A 17,738-nucleotide genomic window follows, 5' to 3' on the forward strand; every position below is an offset into this window, starting at 1 on the left:
ATGAACACGTTCGAACTTCTCGGACAGGGCCTGCTCACCGCGCTGCAATGGAGCAATCTGCTCTATGCCCTGATCGGCGTCACGCTGGGCACAGCTGTGGGCGTTCTGCCTGGCATTGGGCCGGCGCTGACCGTGGCGCTGCTTCTGCCTGTCACCTACCGGCTCGATCCCGCAGGCTCCCTCATCATGTTCGCCGGTATCTATTACGGCGGCATGTATGGCGGTTCGACAACCTCGATCCTGCTCAACACCCCGGGTGAGAGCGCCTCGATCGTGACCGCGCTGGAAGGCAACAAGATGGCCCGGCAAGGGCGGGGCGGTCCCGCACTCGCAACCTCCGCCATCGGCTCCTTTATCGCCGGTCTGGTTGCAACGCTCGGCCTCGCCTTCATCGCGCCTTGGGTGGTGCAGTTCGCGCTGTCCTTCGGCCCATCCGAATACTTTGCGCTTATGCTGCTGGCCTTCATGACGGTGTCGGCCGCCTTTGGCGACTCCACGTTGCGTGGTCTGACGGCGCTCTTCATAGGCCTGGCGCTTGGCTTGATCGGCATCGATCAGCTGACGGGACAGACACGTCTTGCGATGGGCACGCCGAACCTGTTCGACGGGATTTCCGTGACGACGCTGGCCGTAGCACTGTTTGCCATCGGCGAGACGATCGCCGTCGTTGCGAGCAAAACCGCAATGGATGAGAAGATCGAGGCCGTGAAAGGCTCGGTCTGGATGACAAAGCAGGACTGGGCGCGCTCCTGGAAATCGTGGGTGCGCGGTACGGCGATCGGCTTCCCGATCGGCGCCATGCCAGCCGGCGGCGCGGATGTCGCGAGCTTCCTGTCTTATTCCGCGGAACGACAGTTCTCCAAGCACCCGGAAGAGTTCGGCCATGGTGCGATCGAGGGTGTTGCCGGTCCCGAAGCCGCCAACAACGCATCGGCAGCCGGCACGCTGGTACCACTGCTCACACTCGGCCTCCCGACCACGGCAACCGCCGCGATCATGCTGGCCGGCTTCCAGCAGTTTGGCTTGCAGCCGGGGCCGCTGTTGTTTGTGAGCAATGCGACGCTGGTCTGGGGCCTGATCGCGAGCTTGCTCGTCGCCAACTTCATGCTGCTGGTATTGAACCTGCCGCTGATCGGTCTGTGGGTGCGTTTGCTCACCATCCCGCGTCCATGGCTGTACGCAGGCATTCTCACCTTCGCGACCCTCGGCACTATCGGTGCCAGTGCCTCGACCTTCATGATCGGACCGCTGCCGACTTCGTTCGAACTCGGGCTGCTGCTTCTGTTCGGTTTGCTCGGCTATCTTCTGCGCCGCTTCGGCTATCCGATCGCGCCGGTTGTGGTCGGCTTGATACTCGGGCCGATGGCCGAACGCAGCTTGCGCCAAGCCCTTCAGATCAGCCAGGGCGATCCAACCGTGCTGGTGCACTCCTGGATTTCAATCGTGTTGATCCTGCTGGCGGTCGCCGCCGTGTTCGTGCCGATGATCCTGCGCGCTCGGGGCAAGGGTCAGATGCTGTCGGCCATGGCTGGCGACGAGGACTGAACCTCCTCAACACGACAAACAAAAAGGCCGGCGCTGATCAAACAGCGCCGGCCTTTTACATTCAAAAGAAGATCGCGCTTAGAAACGGCGGATCTTGCGGAATTCCGTTGGGTCGATCCCGAGGCGGCGCAGGTCCTGCGGACGAGCGCTGCGGCCATTTTCTTCAGCTGCCGCGGCCGAGATCGCGCTGCCGAGGATACCAAGCAGATCGGCGAAGGTTGAACGGGGCTGGTTCTTGGACATCTGAGGTTCGGTTCGTTTCCGGTTGTTCAGTTACTTGTGCGGTGCAACATAAATAGGTGCGACCGCTCGCAGATGCGAGAGACGTGTTCGCAAGCCAGCCATGCGCGCCTTGCACGACGGGTTAATGCAAGGGTTAACGTCTGTTAGGCCTGCCTATGCCGAGGACCGGAGCCGAGGGGTTGAAGACGACTGTGTCTTGGGCTATATCAGGTTCAAATTCTTGGTCGATATGACGAAGAGTGGGTCCACCCGGTCCCGCTCTTTTTTGTTACTTGGAGACAGGATGGCCGACGAGCCGAACCCAGAGAGCGCAATCCCGGACATCGCCGTGGAAGACGATCGCCTGATCCGCGAAACCGGAACGGATGCGCGCGTTGCTGCGATCGTTATTCCGATCCTGCGGCCGATGGGCTTCCGTCTGGTGCGCGTACGGCTGTCGGGTCAGAACGGTTTGACGCTGCAGATCATGGCCGAGCGCGATGATGGCACGATCGATGTGGAAGGCTGCGAAGAGATTTCGCGCGCCATTTCGCCGACGCTCGATGTCGAAGATCCGATCGAAAAGGCGTACCATCTCGAAGTCTCTTCGCCGGGCATCGATCGCCCGTTGGTGCGCAAGGTAGACTTCGAGGCAGCCGTGGGTCACGCGGCCAAGATCGAAACATCCGTGATGGTCGGCAACAAGAAGCGTTTCCGCGGCAAGATCACGGCGGTGGATGCCGACAGCTTCACGCTGGAACGCGATCTTGCCAGCTATGGCGACGAGCCAAGCGTGCAGATCCCGTTCGACGTCTTGGAAGACGCAAGACTGATCCTGACCGATGCGCTGATCCGTGATGCCTTGGCCAAGGACAATCGTGAGAAGAAGGCTGCGCGTCGCGGCGATGACGAGGCGTTCGACGACGAAGCGGATGCCGACGAAGGCGATCAGGACACGGAAAACGTGGCTGAGAACAAGCCCGTGACCCGCGGCAGAACGAAAACCGGTAAGTAAGCCATCCATGGCGCCATGTGAGCGCCGGGCGATCAGGAGACCGAAGATATGGCTGTAAGTGCTAACAGGCTTGAACTGCTTCAGATCGCCGATGCGGTCGCGCGCGAAAAGTCGATCGACAAATCGATCGTCATCGCTGCCATGGCCGATGCGATCCAGAAAGCCGCGCGCGCACGCTATGGTCAGGAAACCAATATTCGCGCCGACATCAACCCGCAGACCGGCGAGATGAAGCTTCAGCGCCTGATGCAGGTGGTGGACGAGGTCGAGGACTACGACAAGGAAGTCGCGCTGCTCACCGCGCGCGAGCGCAACCCTGATGCCCAGGTGGGCGACTTCCTCGCGGAGATCCTGCCGCCGATGGAATTCGGCCGCATCGCCGCCCAGTCCGCAAAGCAGGTCATCGTGCAGAAGGTGCGCGAAGCCGAGCGTGATCGCCAGTTCGACGAGTACAAGGACCGCATCGGCGAGATCGTCAACGGCACCGTCAAGCGTGTTGAGTATGGCAACGTCATCGTGGATCTCGGTCGCGGCGAAGCCATTATTCGCCGCGACGAGCTGATCCCGCGCGAAAACTACAAGTATGGCGACCGTATCCGCGCTTACGTTTATGACGTGCGTCGCGAACAGCGCGGCCCGCAGATTTTCATGTCGCGTACCCATCCGCAGTTCATGGCGAAGCTCTTCACCATGGAAGTGCCGGAAATCTACGAAGGCATTATCGAAATCAAGTCGGTGGCCCGCGATCCGGGTTCGCGCGCCAAGATCGCCGTGATCTCGCGCGACAGCTCGATTGATCCGGTTGGCGCTTGCGTCGGTATGCGCGGATCGCGTGTGCAGGCTGTTGTTGGCGAGCTGCAGGGCGAGAAGATCGACATCATCCCGTGGTCGGGTGAAGCCGCGTCCTTCATCGTCAACGCATTGCAGCCGGCAGAAGTCGCCAAGGTCGTGCTCGATGAAGATGCCGAGCGCATCGAAGTCGTCGTGCCGAACGATCAGCTGTCGCTGGCCATCGGCCGTCGCGGCCAGAACGTGCGTCTGGCTTCCCAGCTAACCGGCTGGGATATCGACATCATGACCGAGCAGGAAGAAAGCGAGCGCCGCCAGAAGGAATTCGTGGAGCGTTCCAACCTGTTCATGGATGCGCTCAACGTCGACGAAATGGTTGGCCAGGTGCTGGCGTCCGAAGGCTTCACGACCGTTGAGGAAGTGGCCTATGTCGAGCCAGACGAGATCGCTTCGATCGATGGTTTCGATGAAGACACCGCAGGCGAGATCCAGGAACGCGCCAAGGAATATCTCGACCGCATCGAAACCGAACAGGACGAGAAGCGTTCGGCACTCGGCGTGACCGACGAGCTGCGCGACATTCCAGGTATCACCACCGCAATGATGGTGACGCTCGGCGAAGACGGCGTGAAGACGATCGAGGATTTCGCGGGTTATGCCGTGGATGATCTGACCGGCTGGAAGGAGCGTAAGGATGGGGAAACCAAGTTCTTCCCAGGCGTTCTGGCGTCGTTCAACATCACGCGCGGCGACGCGGAAGCGATGATCGTGGATGCTCGCCGCAAGGCTGGCTGGATCAGCGAAGACGAGGTTGAGGCTTCTTCCGACGAAGAAGAAGCCGAGACAGCGTCCGCTTGAGGCCATGAGAACCGGCGGATCAGGAGCGGCTGCGCTTGAAAGATATGAACGAACGCACATGTATAGTGACGCGGCAAGCAGGCGATGCGGAGACTTTGCTTCGCTTCGTCGCCGGTCCGGACATGTCCGTTGTTCCCGATCTCAAGCGTAAGCTGCCTGGCCGCGGGTGCTGGGTCACCGCTGATCGGGTTCATGTCGATCAGGCTGCGAAGAAAAATCTGTTCCGTCGTGCTTTCAAGGCTGATGTGACGGTTGCACCGGATCTTGGTGCTCTCGTTGATGGATTGATGGCCAAGTCGGCTCTTGGTTCGCTTGGTCTTGCTCGAAAGGCAGGGCGGCTGGCGCTGGGCGCCGCGAAGGTTGATAGCGCTGTCCGCTCCGGCGAGGCGCTTCTGGTTCTGCATGCCTTTGAGGCCTCGGATGACGGGGTCAGGAAGATCGCGCAAGCGCGGCGCGCAACGGTCCACTTAGGTGGCCCCCGGATCGACGCGCACAAACTCTTTTCGGAAGCCGAAATGGGTTTGGCATTGGGGGGCACAAATGTGATACATGCTGCCGTCCTCGCGGGAGACGCGGGGCAGGCGGCAGCGAAGCGCATGGTGGCGCTCGAACGATTTCGGGGCGGTTTCCCCGATAGCCCGCTAACAGGTGCGGATGCCGAGGGCGGCCCCGCTGAGGATACGGAATGACCGATACGAAAGACGACAAGACACTGACGGTAGCCCCGAAGAAGACGCTGACGCTGAAGCGCCCAGGTATCGAGCAGGGCACCGTGCGGCAGAACTTCAGCCACGGGCGCACCAAGTCGGTGGTCGTCGAAACAAAGAAGCGCAAGTTCTCTGCGCCGGGCGAGCAGCGTGAAGCCTCGCCCGTGATCACGCCGGCTGCGCCCAAGCCTGCCGTGACCGTGGCTCCGCCACCGAATGTCGAGCGCACACCGCGTCCGAGCCCGACCGTGCGTCCAGCCGGCGGCGATCGTGGCGGCGTCGTGCTGAACTCGCTGTCGCGCGGCGAAATGGATGCCCGTCGACGCGCGCTGGAAGAAGCGAAGGTTCGCGAAGTCGAGGAGCGCGCCCGCGCGGTTGAAGACGCCAAACGTCGCGCAGAAGAAGACGAGCGCCGTCAGCGCGAGCGTCTGGAATCCGCGCGCCGTCAGGCGGAAGAAGAAGCCCGTATCCAGGCCGAAGCCGAAGCCAGCCGTCGTGCCGAAGAAGAAGCACGCCGCCGTGCCCCGGAAGCGGATACTGCCGACGAGGACGAAAAGCCGATCACGAAGCCGCGCAGCGTTGCTGCAGCGAGCCCGTCTGCTGCTGCGCCTGGTGGCGGCGCTGGTGCCTCGATCCGTCGCACGCCTTTGAAGCCGGAAGTGGCGCCTGCCAAGCCGACCAAGACCAAGGGCGAAGACGATCGTCGCCGTGGCAAGCTGACCTTGACCGCTGCGACCTCGGATGGCGATGGGCGTTCGCGCTCGCTGTCGTCGATGCGTCGTCGTCAGGAGAAGTTCAAGCGCTCCATGCAGCAGGGCGAACGCGAGAAGATCGCGCGTGAAGTCGTGTTGCCGGAAACCATTACGGTGCAGGAACTGGCGAGCCGCATGGCGGAGCGCGCTGTTGATCTCATCAAGTATTTCATGAAACAGGGTCAGATGATGACGCCTGGCAGCGTGCTTGATGCGGATACGGCTGAGCTGATCGCCAACGAATTCGGTCACACGGTTCGCCGCGTTTCGGATTCGGACATCGAAGAAGGTCTGTTCAACATCCGCGATCAGGACGATACGCTGCAGTCGCGTTCGCCCGTTGTCACGATCATGGGTCACGTCGATCACGGCAAGACCTCGCTGCTCGATGCGATCCGCGAAGCCAGTGTGGTGTCCGGCGAAGCCGGTGGCATCACCCAGCATATCGGCGCTTATCAGGTCGAGAAGAACGGTCAGAAGATCACCTTCCTCGACACGCCGGGCCATGAAGCCTTTACGGCCATGCGTGCCCGCGGTGCTCAGGCAACCGACATCGCCATTCTGGTTGTGGCGGCCGACGACAGCGTGATGCCGCAGACGATTGAGTCGATCAGCCATGCAAAGGCTGCCGGCGTTCCGATCATCGTGGCGATCAACAAGGTCGACAAGCCGGCTGCCGACGCCCAGAAGGTTCGCACCCAGCTTCTGCAGCACGAAGTGTTCGTGGAATCCATGGGCGGTGAAGTGCTGGACGTGGAAGTTTCCGCCAAGACGGGTGCAGGCCTCGACAAGCTGCTCGAAGCCATCCTGCTGCAGTCTGAAATCCTTGATCTCAAGGCCAATCCGGACCGCACCGCCGAAGGCGTCGTGATCGAGGCCCAGCTCGACAAGGGCCGCGGTCCTGTAGCGACCATCCTGGTGCAGACCGGTACGCTGAAGACGGGCGACATCATCGTCGCCGGCAACGTCTATGGTAAGGTCCGCGCGCTGGTGAACGACCAGGGCAAGATGGTTCCTGAAGCCGCGCCGTCCATGCCGGTTGAGGTCCTCGGTCTCTCGGGAACCCCATCGGCTGGCGATCGCTTCGCTGTTGTGGAAACGGAAGCCCGCGCTCGCGAGATCTCCGAGTACCGTCAGCGCGTTGCCCGTGACAAGGCGGTTGCCCGTCAATCGGGTCAGCGCGGTTCGCTCGAGCAGATGATGTCGCAGCTCCAGAACTCCGGTCTCAAGGAGTTCCCGCTGGTCATCAAGGCGGACGTGCAGGGTTCGGCCGAAGCGATCGTGGCCGCACTGGACAAGCTTGGCACGGATGAGGTGCGTGCGCGCATCGTTCATGTCGGCGCTGGTGCAATCACAGAAAGCGACGTGTCGTTGGCTGAAACGTCGAACGCCGTCATCATCGGCTTCAACGTGCGTGCCAACAAGCAGGCACGGACTGCAGCCGATCAGGCTGGCATCGAGGTTCGCTACTACAACATCATCTACAACCTCGTGGATGACGTGAAGCAGGCGATGTCGGGCCTTCTGTCGCCGGAACGCCGCGAAACCTTCCTCGGCAATGCCGAGATCCTGGAAGTGTTCAACATCACCAAGACCGGCAAGGTCGCGGGCTGCCGCGTTACCGAAGGCAAGGTCGAGCGTGGTGCAGGCGTGCGCCTGATCCGCGACAACGTCGTGATCCACGAAGGCACGCTGAAGACCCTGAAGCGCTTCAAGGACGAAGTCGGCGAAGTGCCGGTCGGTCAGGAATGCGGTATGGCGTTCCAGAACTACGAAGACATTCGCCAGGGCGATGTCATCGAGTGCTTCCGCGTCGAGATGATCACGCGCACTCTGTAAGCTGAAGAGCGGCTGCCGGCATCAACCGGCAGCTTCCTTCTTTGTTTTAGCCAACTGCGGCGAAGCGGTTCGAACCCGCTCCGCCGCTTGCTGGATTTTTAGTGATGTCCAAAAATCAAAATAGCGGTCCATCCCAACGCCAGCTGCGCGTTGGCGAACAGGTGCGCCATGCCATTGCCGAAGTGCTTCAGCGCGGCGACGTCCGCGATGACGTTGTCGAGGCGACGGTGATCTCGATCTCGGAAGTGCGCATGTCGCCCGACCTCAAGATCGCAACCGCTTTCGTGTCGCCGCTCGGTGCCAAGGATGACGACGCCGTCATCAAGGCGCTGAACCATCATGCGAAGTTTATTCGTGGCCGGATGAGCAACGCCTTGCGGCAGATGAAATACATGCCGGAAGTCCGATTCCGGATCGACACGAGCTTTGACAACTACGCCAAGATCGATGCGCTTTTGCGCTCGCCCGAAGTCGCGCGCGACCTTGATGATGAAGATGGCGAGGAGCAGAACTGATGGGCCGTCGCGGCAAGAAAAAAGGCCGGCCGGTTTCCGGCTGGGTTGTGCTCGATAAGCCTGTTGGCATGGGCTCCACTGAAGCCGTGTCCAAGGTCAAGTGGCTGTTCAACGCCGACAAGGCTGGCCATGCCGGTACGCTCGATCCGCTGGCCTCGGGCATGCTGCCGATCGCACTTGGCGAAGCGACGAAGACTGTGCCTTATGTGATGGACGGCACGAAAGTCTACCGCTTTACCGTGACCTGGGGTGAAGAGCGAAACACCGACGATCTTGAGGGCGTAGGCACGCACCATTCGACCAAAAGGCCGTCTAGGGACGAAGTTTCTGCCGTTTTGCCCGGTTATATCGGCGTAATCTCACAGATCCCGCCATCCTTTTCTGCGATCAAGATCGCAGGCGAACGGGCTTATGATCTCGCGCGTGAGGGCGAGGTGATCGAGATTCCCGCCCGCGAAGTCGAGATTGATCGTCTCGACATCATCAATCACGACGATCAATCCACCGAGTTCGAGGTCGAATGCGGCAAGGGTACCTATGTCCGCTCGCTGGCCCGCGACATGGGCCGCCAGCTCGGTTGCTATGGACATATCTCCATGCTGCGCCGGCTGGCCGTCGATCCCTTTACGGATGCGGATTTCGTCACGGTCGAAGAACTCGAGGCCGTCCGGCCGAAGATCAGCGAAGACGATGTGGTGCGCCCGGATTTTTCGGCAGTCGACGACTTTCTCGTTGAAACGGCTGCAGCTCTCGATTGCCTGCCGCAGGTAGCATTGAGCGAGGACGCCGCCCACCGCGTGCGCCTCGGCAATCCCGTGATCGTGCGCGGCCGCGATGCGCCGATCGAAGCCGAAGAAGCCTGCGCCACCGTCCGTGGCAAGCTGGTGGCGATCGGTGCTGTTGAAGGCGGTCAGTTCAAGCCCAAGCGTGTCTTCACCGCCTGATGCTCTTTCCGCCTGCACGACTGCGATCTAGATAGATCGCAGTCAGCGGAGAAGAGGAATGACCGAGAAGTCCAGCGCCCGGCGCCATGGCCGACGCCGCGTCAAGCGTTCGCCGGTCGGCTCATCGCCCGGAACCCTGATCGCCGATCCAAGCGCCAGCAAGCCGGCTCTCTCCGTGACGGTGATGTCTGCCTCTGGGTTCAAGACCTTCCAGGATGTCAGCCCCGACGACATCCGCCGCCTGAAATCCGAATGGCCGACGATCTGGGTTGATTGCGTGGGGCTGGGCGATGTCGGCCTGATCGCTGACCTCGGCAAGATCTTCGATCTCCACGCCCTTGCGCTTGAAGACACCGTCAACACGGGGCAGCGGCCAAAGTCCGACTTTTATGACGAGCATGGTTTTGTTGTGCTCTATGCGATCGACGACGACGAAAACCATCGCTTCGAACAAATCGCTGTCTTCTTCGGTGATGGGTTCGTCCTCACCTTCGGCGAGCGTCCCGGCGATCCATTTGATCCTGTGCGCAAGCGCATCGAGGTGAATGGTGGCAATCGCCTGCGAGCCCGCAAGGCGGATTATCTCGCTTACGCTCTGATCGACGCTGTCATCGACAGCTACTTTCCCCGTATCGAGGCGATCGGCGCAGAGATCGATCAGGTCGAAGATGAAATTATGGAATGCTGGGAGCATGCTCAGATGGGGGCATTACACCACGCCCGACACGATCTCATTGTCCTGAAACGGTGGCTGTGGCCGTTGCGAGACGCGATCTCCGGCCTGATCCGTGCGGATGCGACCTACCTCACGGCTGAAACCAAGCTCTATCTGCGCGACACGCTTGATCATGTTTCCAGCCAGATAGAAATCACCGAGACCTATCGCGAGACGGTCACCAGCCTGATCGAGATGCATATGTCGATGGCACAGGCGAAGACCAATGAAGTCATCAACCTCCTGACCATCGTGTCCACGATCTTCATCCCGTTGACCTTTCTGGCCGGCGTATGGGGCATGAATTTCGACCATGAAGCGTCGCCGTGGAACATGCCGGAACTGCATTGGTATTACGGCTACCCGGCTGCGCTCGCGACCATGGCGGTGATCGGCGTCCTGCTTTTCCTTTACTTCCGCTGGCGTCGCTGGCTCTGACGAAGGCGGCTTTGAAGGACGATTAGAAACAATTCTCTGGTAAATCGGCACGCCTTCGCCTATATGCGCGGCAGCTTTAGGCGTTTTGCGCTTATCGCCTTCCAAGGCCTCCGCTGGACGACATCCCGGCCGCAGGCGTCCCCTTCCTCCCTTTTTGAAAGGAACATCCGATGTCGATTACTGCTGAGCGCAAACAGGAATTGCTGCAGGAATACGCTACCGTTAAGGGCGACACCGGTTCTCCGGAAGTCCAGGTTGCGATCCTTTCCGAACGCATTCGTAACCTGACCGAGCACTTCAAGGATCACAAGAAGGATAACCACTCCCGTCGTGGCCTCCTGAAGCTCGTGTCGCAGCGCCGTCGTCTCCTTGACTATCTCAATGACAAGGACTCCGCGCGCTACAAGACGTTGATCGAAAAGCTTGGTCTGCGTCGCTAGGATCACGTGGCTTTTGCTACGTTGACGAACTGATCTGGATTGGCCGGCGCCCCTGAGGGTCGTCGGCTGATCGCACAGGGATCGATGGTCGATCCTGAGGTTCCCCAGGGCTGTTGCCTCAAGGAACCCTCCTGAACCGGTCATGGGGCAGGATTGCAGGCGGCTCGTTTTGGAGCTTCCCGTTGTCTTGCCCGTGGCGGGTTTGCCCGTAGGAGCCGGATTTGGTTTTCGCGCTAGGAAGCGCCGAGCGGCCGGCACAAAGAGGACGAGATATGTTCAAGCATCACAAAGTGGAAATCGAGTGGGGCGGTCGTCCGCTCATTTTGGAAACCGGCAAGATCGCCCGTCAGGCTGACGGCGCCGTGCTGGCGACCTATGGCGAAAGCGTCGTGCTCGCCACGGTTGTTTCGGCCAAGTCGCCGAAGCCCGGTCAGGACTTCTTCCCGCTGACCGTCAACTACCAGGAAAAGACTTATGCCGCCGGCAAGATCCCGGGTGGCTATTTCAAGCGCGAAGGTCGTCCGTCCGAGAACGAGACCCTGGTTTCGCGCCTGATCGATCGTCCGATCCGTCCGCTCTTCGCGGATGGTTACAAGAACGACACCCAGGTCGTGATCACCGTTCTCCAGCATGACCTCGAGAACAACCCCGACATCCTGTCGATGGTCGCCGCTTCGGCTGCGCTGACGATTTCGGGCGTGCCTTTCATGGGTCCGATCGGCGGCGCCCGCGTTGGCTACGTCAACGGCGAATACATCCTGAACCCGCATCTCGACGAGATGCCGGAATCCAAGCTCGACCTCGTGGTCGCCGGCACCGCCGACGCCGTTCTGATGGTCGAATCCGAAGCCCAGGAACTGCCGGAAGACGTCATGCTCGGCGCCGTGGTGTTCGGCCAGAAGGGCTTCAAGCCGGTTCTGGACGCCATCATCAAGCTGGCTGAAGTCGCCGCCAACGAGCCGCGCGACTACACGCCAGCCGATCATTCGGCGCTGGAAAGCAAGATCCTCGGCATCGTCGAGAACGATCTGCGCGAAGCCTACAAGATCACGCAGAAGCAGGATCGCTATGTCGCCATCGACGCCGCCAAGGCGAAGGTGAAGGCAGCGATGTTCCCTGAAGGTGGCGAAGCCGAATACACGGCCGAAGAAGTCGGCGCCGTGTTCAAGGATGTTCAGGCCAAGGTCGTTCGCGGCAACATCCTCGATACCGGTTCGCGCATCGATGGTCGTGATCTCAAGACCGTTCGTCAGATCGTGTCGGAAGTCGGCGTTCTGCCGCGCACCCACGGTTCGGCCCTGTTCACCAGGGGTGAAACCCAGGCGCTGGTTGTTGCTACGCTCGGCACCGGCGAAGACGAGCAGTATGTCGACTCGCTGACTGGCATGTACAAGGAGCGCTTCCTCCTTCACTACAACTTCCCGCCCTATTCGGTGGGTGAAACCGGTCGCATGGGTTCGCCCGGTCGCCGCGAAATCGGTCACGGCAAGCTCGCCTGGCGCGCAATCCGTCCGATGCTGCCAACCCCTGAGCAGTTCCCTTACACGCTGCGTGCTGTCTCCGAGATCACCGAGTCCAACGGCTCGTCCTCGATGGCAACCGTTTGCGGCACGTCGCTGGCTCTGATGGATGCAGGCGTTCCGCTACAGCGTCCGGTTGCCGGCATCGCGATGGGCCTGATCAAGGAAGGCGATCGCTTCGCGGTTCTGTCCGATATTCTGGGTGACGAAGATCACCTTGGCGATATGGACTTCAAGGTCGCAGGCACTGAGAACGGCATCACCTCGCTCCAGATGGACATCAAGATCGATGGCATCACCGAGGAGATCATGCAGGTCGCACTCGGCCAGGCTAAAGATGGCCGTTTGCACATCCTCAACGAGATGGCCAACGCCCTGACCGAAAGCCGTTCGGAACTCGGCGAGTTCGCACCGCGCATCGAGGTCATGCAGATCCCGACTGACAAGATCCGTGACGTGATCGGCTCGGGCGGCAAGGTGATCCGTGAGATCGTGGAAAAGACCGGCGCCAAGATCAACATCGAGGACGACGGCACGGTGAAGATCGCTTCGTCTTCCGCCAAGGAGATCGAGGCAGCTCGCAAGTGGATCCACACGATCGTGGCTGAGCCGGAAGTCGGCGAGATCTACGAAGGCACGGTCGTGAAGACCGCCGACTTCGGCGCTTTCGTGAACTTCTTCGGCCCGAAGGACGGTCTGGTCCACATCTCGCAGCTTTCGAGCGAGCGCGTTGCCAAGACCACCGACGTCGTCAAGGAAGGCCAGAAGGTTTTCGTCAAGCTCATGGGCTTCGACGAGCGCGGCAAGGTTCGCCTGTCGATGAAGGTCGTTGACCAGGAAACCGGTAAGGAACTGGCCAAGGAAAAGAAGCAGGACGGCGAAGAAGACGCCGGCTGAGCTTCTGCTGACTGAATGATCAAGGGGCGCGCTTCGCGAGGAGCGCGCCCCTTCTTTTTACCCGTGGATCACCGATGACCGACGACGCTCTCAGAACCTTGTTTCATCCTTTCGAAGCGGGCCTGGTCGACTTGCCCGAACCCGGCACACGCGCTCTCTTTCCGGGCGCGCGCCCAGGCTGGCGCAAACCGGAGGGCTTCGAGGCGACGATCACCGCCGTGCAGGGCTTTCGCCCGGATTTTCTAGGGCTAAAGCGACAGGGTATCTCCACCGTGCCCCAAGGTGAGGGGGAGGGGTATGACCTCGCGCTTGTGCTGGGCTCGAAGCATCGCGGCCAGAACGAAGGCTGGATTGCTGAAGCGCAGCGTCGTGTGAAGCCAGGCGGGTTGATTGTCGTGGCGGCGTCCAAGAAGGACGGCGGCGACAGTTTGCGCAAGCGCATTGCGGAGCTGACGGAGGTTGAAGACCACGCCGCCAAGCATCATGGCGTCGTGTTCTGGCTGCGCAACGGCGGAACTCAGCTTAAGGAAGCTGCGGCTGAAACGGTCGGCTCGTTCCAGACCCGCCCCGGCATGTTCTCGCATGGCCATGCTGATCCCGGCTCGATGTTTCTGCTCGAAAGCTTGCCGGCAGACCTGAAAGGTGACGTTGCCGATTTCTGTGCCGGCTGGGGCTATCTCGCGGCCGATCTGATCGGTCGCGAGCGCATTCGCAGCGTTGACCTTTATGAGGCCGATCATGCCTCCCTGGAGGCGGCCAGAACAGCGATGGGTGCCGCTGAGAAGCCGATGGGCTTCTTCTGGCACGATCTCACCAGCGAGCCTGTGGAGCGGGTTTATGACGCTGTGGTAATGAACCCGCCCTTCCATGCTGGTGGGCATGCAGCGGAGCCGGATCTCGGAGCCAAGCTGATCCGCGCGGCAGCAAGTGCTTTGAAGGGCCACGGCCGGCTGTTTATCGTTGCCAATCGCGGTCTGCCCTACGAACGCGCGCTGACCGCCGTGTTTGCGGAAACGGGCGAGCTGGCTCGTAACGACGACTACAAGATCCTGTGGGCCTCCGAGCCGCAAACGCGCAACATGGCGCGGGCCGCAACACAGTTGAAGGCCAGGGGACGGCCGGGTGCACCAGCAAGGCGAAACGGGGCAGGCCGTCGTAAGTGACGGCTTGAATGCAAAACAGGCCAAAGGGCCTGTTGATATCTGCTCGATGCAAGAAAAGTGCGCCGCTTGAGGACGGCGTCTCCCTCAGCCCTCGTCAGTCCGCTTCAGCTCTGAGAGGCTTGGCATGGACACGATGTGATAGCCGGAATCCACATAATGGATTTCGCCTGTTACGCCGCCGGACAGGTCCGACAGAAGATACAACGCCGAGCCGCCAATCTCTTCCAGCGTGACCGGACGGCGGAGCGGCGAATTGCGCTGCTGGAACGAGAACATGTGGCGAGCATCCGAAATGCCGGCGCCAGCCAGCGTGCGGACGGGACCGGCCGACAGGCCGTTCACACGAATGCCGCGCGGACCGTAATCATTGGCCAGGTAGCGCACGGACGCTTCCAGTCCGGCCTTGGCGACGCCCATGACATTGTAGTTCGGCATGACGCGCACGGAGCCAGCATAGGTCAGCGTGATCATCGATCCGCCATCGTTCATGATCGCAGCCGCCTTGCGGGCCACTTCCGTGAACGAATAACAGGAGATCACCATCGTACGGATGAAGTTCTCCTTGGTGGTGTCGGCGTAGAGGCCCTTCAGCTCGTTCTTGTCGGAAAAGCCGATCGCGTGAACGATGAAGTCGAGCTTGCCCCAGGCCTTTTCAAGCGCTGCGATCGCGGCGTCGATCGAGGCGCTGTCTTCGACGTCGCAAGGCAAAATGAGGTCACCGGCACCGACCTTTTCGGCCAACGGCTTGACGCGACGACCGAAGGCTTCGCCCTGATAGGTGAAGGCCAGTTCGGCGCCGTGCTCATGCAGTTTCTGGGCAATGCCCCAGGCAATCGAATGATCGTTGGCGACGCCCATAACGAGGCCGCGCTTGCCCTTCATCAAACCGTCCATGATGTCCCTCGTGTCCGCCGCTTAATCGGCTAAACGCTGGAACACCAGCGTTGCATTGGTGCCGCCGAAGCCGAAGGAGTTCGACAGAACGGTGTTGATTTCAGCGTCGTCGATGCGCTCGCGCACGATCGGCATGCCCTCGAACTCCGGATCCAGCGTCTCGATATGGGCGCTCTTGCCGATGAACTTGTTTTGCATCATCAGGATCGAATAGATCGATTCCTGTACGCCGGCCGCACCCAGCGAATGGCCGGTCAGCGACTTGGTCGACGAGATGTTTGGCATCTCCGATCCGAACACTTCGCGGATCGCGCCCATTTCCTTCGAGTCACCCACTGGTGTCGACGTGCCATGCGTGTTGACGTAGTCGACCTTGCCGTTCACCGTCGACAGCGCCTGACGCATGCAGCGAATGGCGCCTTCGCCGGATGGCGCGACCATGTCGTAGCCGTCCGAAGTCGCGCCGTAGCCGACGAGCTCGCAGTAGATCTTGGCACCGCGCGCCTTGGCGTGTTCCAGTTCTTCCAGAACCAGCACGCCGGCGCCGCCTGCGATCACGAAACCGTCGCGGTCGACGTCATAGGCGCGTGAGGCGACGGATGCGCGGTCATTGTATTTCGAGGACATCGCGCCCATTGCGTCGAACAGGTTCGACATCGACCAGTCGAGGTCTTCATGGCCGCCGGCAAACATCATGTCCTGCTTGCCCCACTGGATCATCTCGGCCGCGTTGCCGATGCAATGCGCCGAGGTCGAGCAGGCAGACGAGATCGAATAGTTCACGCCGTGGATCTTGAACCAGGTCGCAAGCGTAGCCGATGCCGTAGAGGACATGGCTTTCGGCACGGCGAACGGTCCGATGCGCTTCGGGCTGTTGTTCTTTTCGGTGATTTCGGCAGCTTCCACGATGGTGCGTGTGGATGGACCACCCGAGCCCATGATGATGCCGGTGCGCTCGTTGGTGAACTCGCCTTCAGCCAAGCCGGCATCGGCGATCGCCTGTTTCATGGCGATGTGGTTCCACATGCCGCCCTGCGACAGGAAGCGGGCAGCGCGGCGATCAACTTCGGCTGCCGCGTCGATCTCGGGCGAGCCCCAGACCTGGCACTTGAAGCCGTGATCGGCAAAGCTTTGCGAAAAGCTGATGCCGGATTTCGCATTCCGCAGCGAGGCGGTAACCTCGTCGGCGTTGTTTCCGATGGACGATACGATGCCCAGGCCGCTTACGACGACGCGTCTCATGGCTTCAACTCCGCTTTTAGCGTGATCGTTCTGTTTGGATTCAAACGGCTGTGCCGCCGGCTTCTTGCTTGGACAGGCCGACCTTGAGATCGGTTGCCTTGTAGATAGGCTCTCCATCCGCCTTCAGCCAGCCATCGGCGATGCCGAGCACGAGGCGTCCGCGCATCACGCGCTTGAAGTCGACGCCGTATTCCACCTTCTTCACCGAAGGCGTGACCATGCCCTTGAACTTCACCTCGCCGGTGGACAGGGCCATGCCCTTGCCGGGCTCGCCGAGCCAGCCGAGGTAAAAGCCGGTCAGCTGCCACATGGCATCGAGGCCGAGGCAGCCAGGCATGATCGGGTTGCCGGGGAAGTGGCAGGGAAAGAACCAGAGGTCCGGGTGGATGTCGAACTCGGCGCGGATATAGCCCTTGTCGAACTCGCCGCCGGTTTCGCTGATATCGGTGATGCGATCGAACATCAGCATCGGCGGGGCGGGCAACTGCGCATTGCCGGGCCCGAAGAGGTCGCCGCGTGCGCAGGCCAGCAGATCCTCGTAGTCGAAGCTCGTCTTGCGGTCGGCCATGCTGTTCGTGTCTCCCTCCGGCAAGTGATCTGGTATGCCGGTCTTGTTTCTGTTCTGCTGCGCTGAATACAGCGATTGCATCTGTCCGCGATTAGCCCGCTTGGCAAGGCGGGTCAACGTGCCGCTATTGATCCATGTGCTGCGACAGAATATATGTTTTTCAAAGCTACGGGGCGATTATAGGGCATCGATGTGCTCTCAGACGTGCCTGATCAACAATGCTTGGAGCATTATGAGCGAAGCAGTCATGGACTGGCAGACGGTTGAGAAGCGGGTACGCGAAGCGGGTCTGCGCCCGACGCGTCAGCGCGTCGCACTCGCCAGCCTGATCTTCGCACAGGGTGATCGGCATCTTTCGGCAGAGGAACTGCACGAGGAAGCCTGCATTGCGGGCGTGCCGGTTTCGCTTGCGACCGTCTACAACGCGCTGCACCAGTTCACCGACGCGGGCATGCTGCGCATTCTGGCCGTGGAAGGTGCGAAGACCTATTTCGACACCAACACGTCCGACCATCACCACTTCTATGTCGAAGGCGAAAATCGCGTCGTCGACATCATGGATGGTCCCGTGCAGTTCATGCGGCTGCCGCAGCCGCCGGAAGGCATGGAAATCGCCAATGTGGATGTGGTGATCCGGCTGCGTCCAAAGCGCAGCTAACGGACGCGCTTTGCTGA

Annotated in this window: 16 protein-coding genes; 12 read left to right on the forward strand and 4 right to left on the reverse strand. The window is 60.9% G+C overall.

The window, feature by feature from the left end; translation table 11 throughout:
• Entirely contained in the window at positions 1–1,545 is a 1,545-nt protein-coding gene (locus JYU29_RS00780) for a tripartite tricarboxylate transporter permease (RefSeq protein ID WP_213982891.1), read from the forward strand.
• 78 nt (positions 1,546–1,623) lie between these two features.
• Here JYU29_RS00780 and JYU29_RS00785 read toward each other — a convergent pair whose 3' ends face one another.
• The gene (locus JYU29_RS00785; RefSeq protein WP_213982892.1) at positions 1,624–1,788 is read right to left on the reverse strand and encodes a hypothetical protein; all 165 of its coding nucleotides are present in this window, start codon (positions 1,786–1,788) and stop codon (positions 1,624–1,626) included.
• 283 nt (positions 1,789–2,071) lie between these two features.
• Between JYU29_RS00785 and rimP the strand changes: the two genes are divergently transcribed.
• The 10 genes from rimP (at position 2,072) to JYU29_RS00835 (ending at position 14,359) form a co-directional block, all read left to right on the forward strand.
• The gene (gene rimP / locus JYU29_RS00790; protein WP_213982893.1) at positions 2,072–2,782 is read left to right on the forward strand and encodes a ribosome maturation factor RimP; all 711 of its coding nucleotides are present in this window, start codon (positions 2,072–2,074) and stop codon (positions 2,780–2,782) included.
• A 48-nt stretch (positions 2,783–2,830) separates the two neighbouring features.
• On the forward strand, positions 2,831–4,429 hold the full coding sequence (nusA, locus tag JYU29_RS00795) for a transcription termination factor NusA (protein WP_213982894.1): 1,599 nt from the start codon (positions 2,831–2,833) through the stop codon (positions 4,427–4,429).
• A gap of 35 nt (positions 4,430–4,464) precedes the next feature.
• On the forward strand, positions 4,465–5,118 hold the full coding sequence (locus tag JYU29_RS00800; RefSeq protein ID WP_213982895.1) for an RNA-binding protein: 654 nt from the start codon (positions 4,465–4,467) through the stop codon (positions 5,116–5,118).
• Complete coding sequence (infB, locus tag JYU29_RS00805; protein ID WP_213982896.1) at positions 5,115–7,727, forward strand: translation initiation factor IF-2; 2,613 nt, start codon at positions 5,115–5,117, stop codon at positions 7,725–7,727. The genes JYU29_RS00800 and infB overlap by 4 nt, the downstream gene beginning before the upstream one ends.
• A gap of 104 nt (positions 7,728–7,831) precedes the next feature.
• On the forward strand, positions 7,832–8,242 hold the full coding sequence (gene rbfA / locus JYU29_RS00810) for a 30S ribosome-binding factor RbfA (protein ID WP_213982897.1): 411 nt from the start codon (positions 7,832–7,834) through the stop codon (positions 8,240–8,242).
• Complete coding sequence (gene truB, locus JYU29_RS00815) at positions 8,242–9,186, forward strand: tRNA pseudouridine(55) synthase TruB (RefSeq protein WP_213982898.1); 945 nt, start codon at positions 8,242–8,244, stop codon at positions 9,184–9,186. The genes rbfA and truB overlap by 1 nt, the downstream gene beginning before the upstream one ends.
• A 58-nt stretch (positions 9,187–9,244) precedes the next feature.
• Positions 9,245–10,339, forward strand: a complete 1,095-nt coding sequence (gene corA, locus JYU29_RS00820; protein WP_213982899.1) for a magnesium/cobalt transporter CorA — start codon at positions 9,245–9,247, stop codon at positions 10,337–10,339.
• A gap of 170 nt (positions 10,340–10,509) precedes the next feature.
• Positions 10,510–10,779, forward strand: a complete 270-nt coding sequence (gene rpsO / locus JYU29_RS00825; RefSeq protein ID WP_213982900.1) for a 30S ribosomal protein S15 — start codon at positions 10,510–10,512, stop codon at positions 10,777–10,779.
• Positions 10,780–11,051: 272 nt separating this feature from the next.
• Complete coding sequence (pnp, locus tag JYU29_RS00830; RefSeq protein ID WP_213982901.1) at positions 11,052–13,196, forward strand: polyribonucleotide nucleotidyltransferase; 2,145 nt, start codon at positions 11,052–11,054, stop codon at positions 13,194–13,196.
• 74 nt (positions 13,197–13,270) lie between these two features.
• Positions 13,271–14,359, forward strand: a complete 1,089-nt coding sequence (locus JYU29_RS00835; RefSeq protein WP_213982902.1) for a class I SAM-dependent methyltransferase — start codon at positions 13,271–13,273, stop codon at positions 14,357–14,359.
• An 84-nt stretch (positions 14,360–14,443) separates the two neighbouring features.
• Here JYU29_RS00835 and fabI read toward each other — a convergent pair whose 3' ends face one another.
• From fabI to fabA, 3 genes are read right to left on the reverse strand one after another with little or no spacing between them, the layout of a single operon-like run.
• Positions 14,444–15,253: an enoyl-ACP reductase FabI gene (fabI, locus tag JYU29_RS00840; protein ID WP_213982903.1), complete on the reverse strand. Its 810-nt coding sequence runs from the start codon at positions 15,251–15,253 to the stop codon at positions 14,444–14,446.
• Between the two features lie 21 nt (positions 15,254–15,274).
• Complete coding sequence (gene fabB / locus JYU29_RS00845; RefSeq protein ID WP_213982904.1) at positions 15,275–16,495, reverse strand: beta-ketoacyl-ACP synthase I; 1,221 nt, start codon at positions 16,493–16,495, stop codon at positions 15,275–15,277.
• Between the two features lie 40 nt (positions 16,496–16,535).
• Positions 16,536–17,063, reverse strand: a complete 528-nt coding sequence (gene fabA, locus JYU29_RS00850) for a 3-hydroxyacyl-[acyl-carrier-protein] dehydratase FabA (protein WP_213982905.1) — start codon at positions 17,061–17,063, stop codon at positions 16,536–16,538.
• Between the two features lie 232 nt (positions 17,064–17,295).
• Between fabA and irrA the strand changes: the two genes are divergently transcribed.
• Positions 17,296–17,721, forward strand: a complete 426-nt coding sequence (irrA, locus tag JYU29_RS00855) for an iron response transcriptional regulator IrrA (protein ID WP_284144888.1) — start codon at positions 17,296–17,298, stop codon at positions 17,719–17,721.
• Positions 17,722–17,738: the final 17 nt, after the last annotated feature.

Origin of the sequence: Tianweitania aestuarii, assembly GCF_018457165.1 — a bacterium.
GTDB classification, from domain to species: Bacteria; Pseudomonadota; Alphaproteobacteria; order Rhizobiales; family Rhizobiaceae; genus Tianweitania; species Tianweitania aestuarii.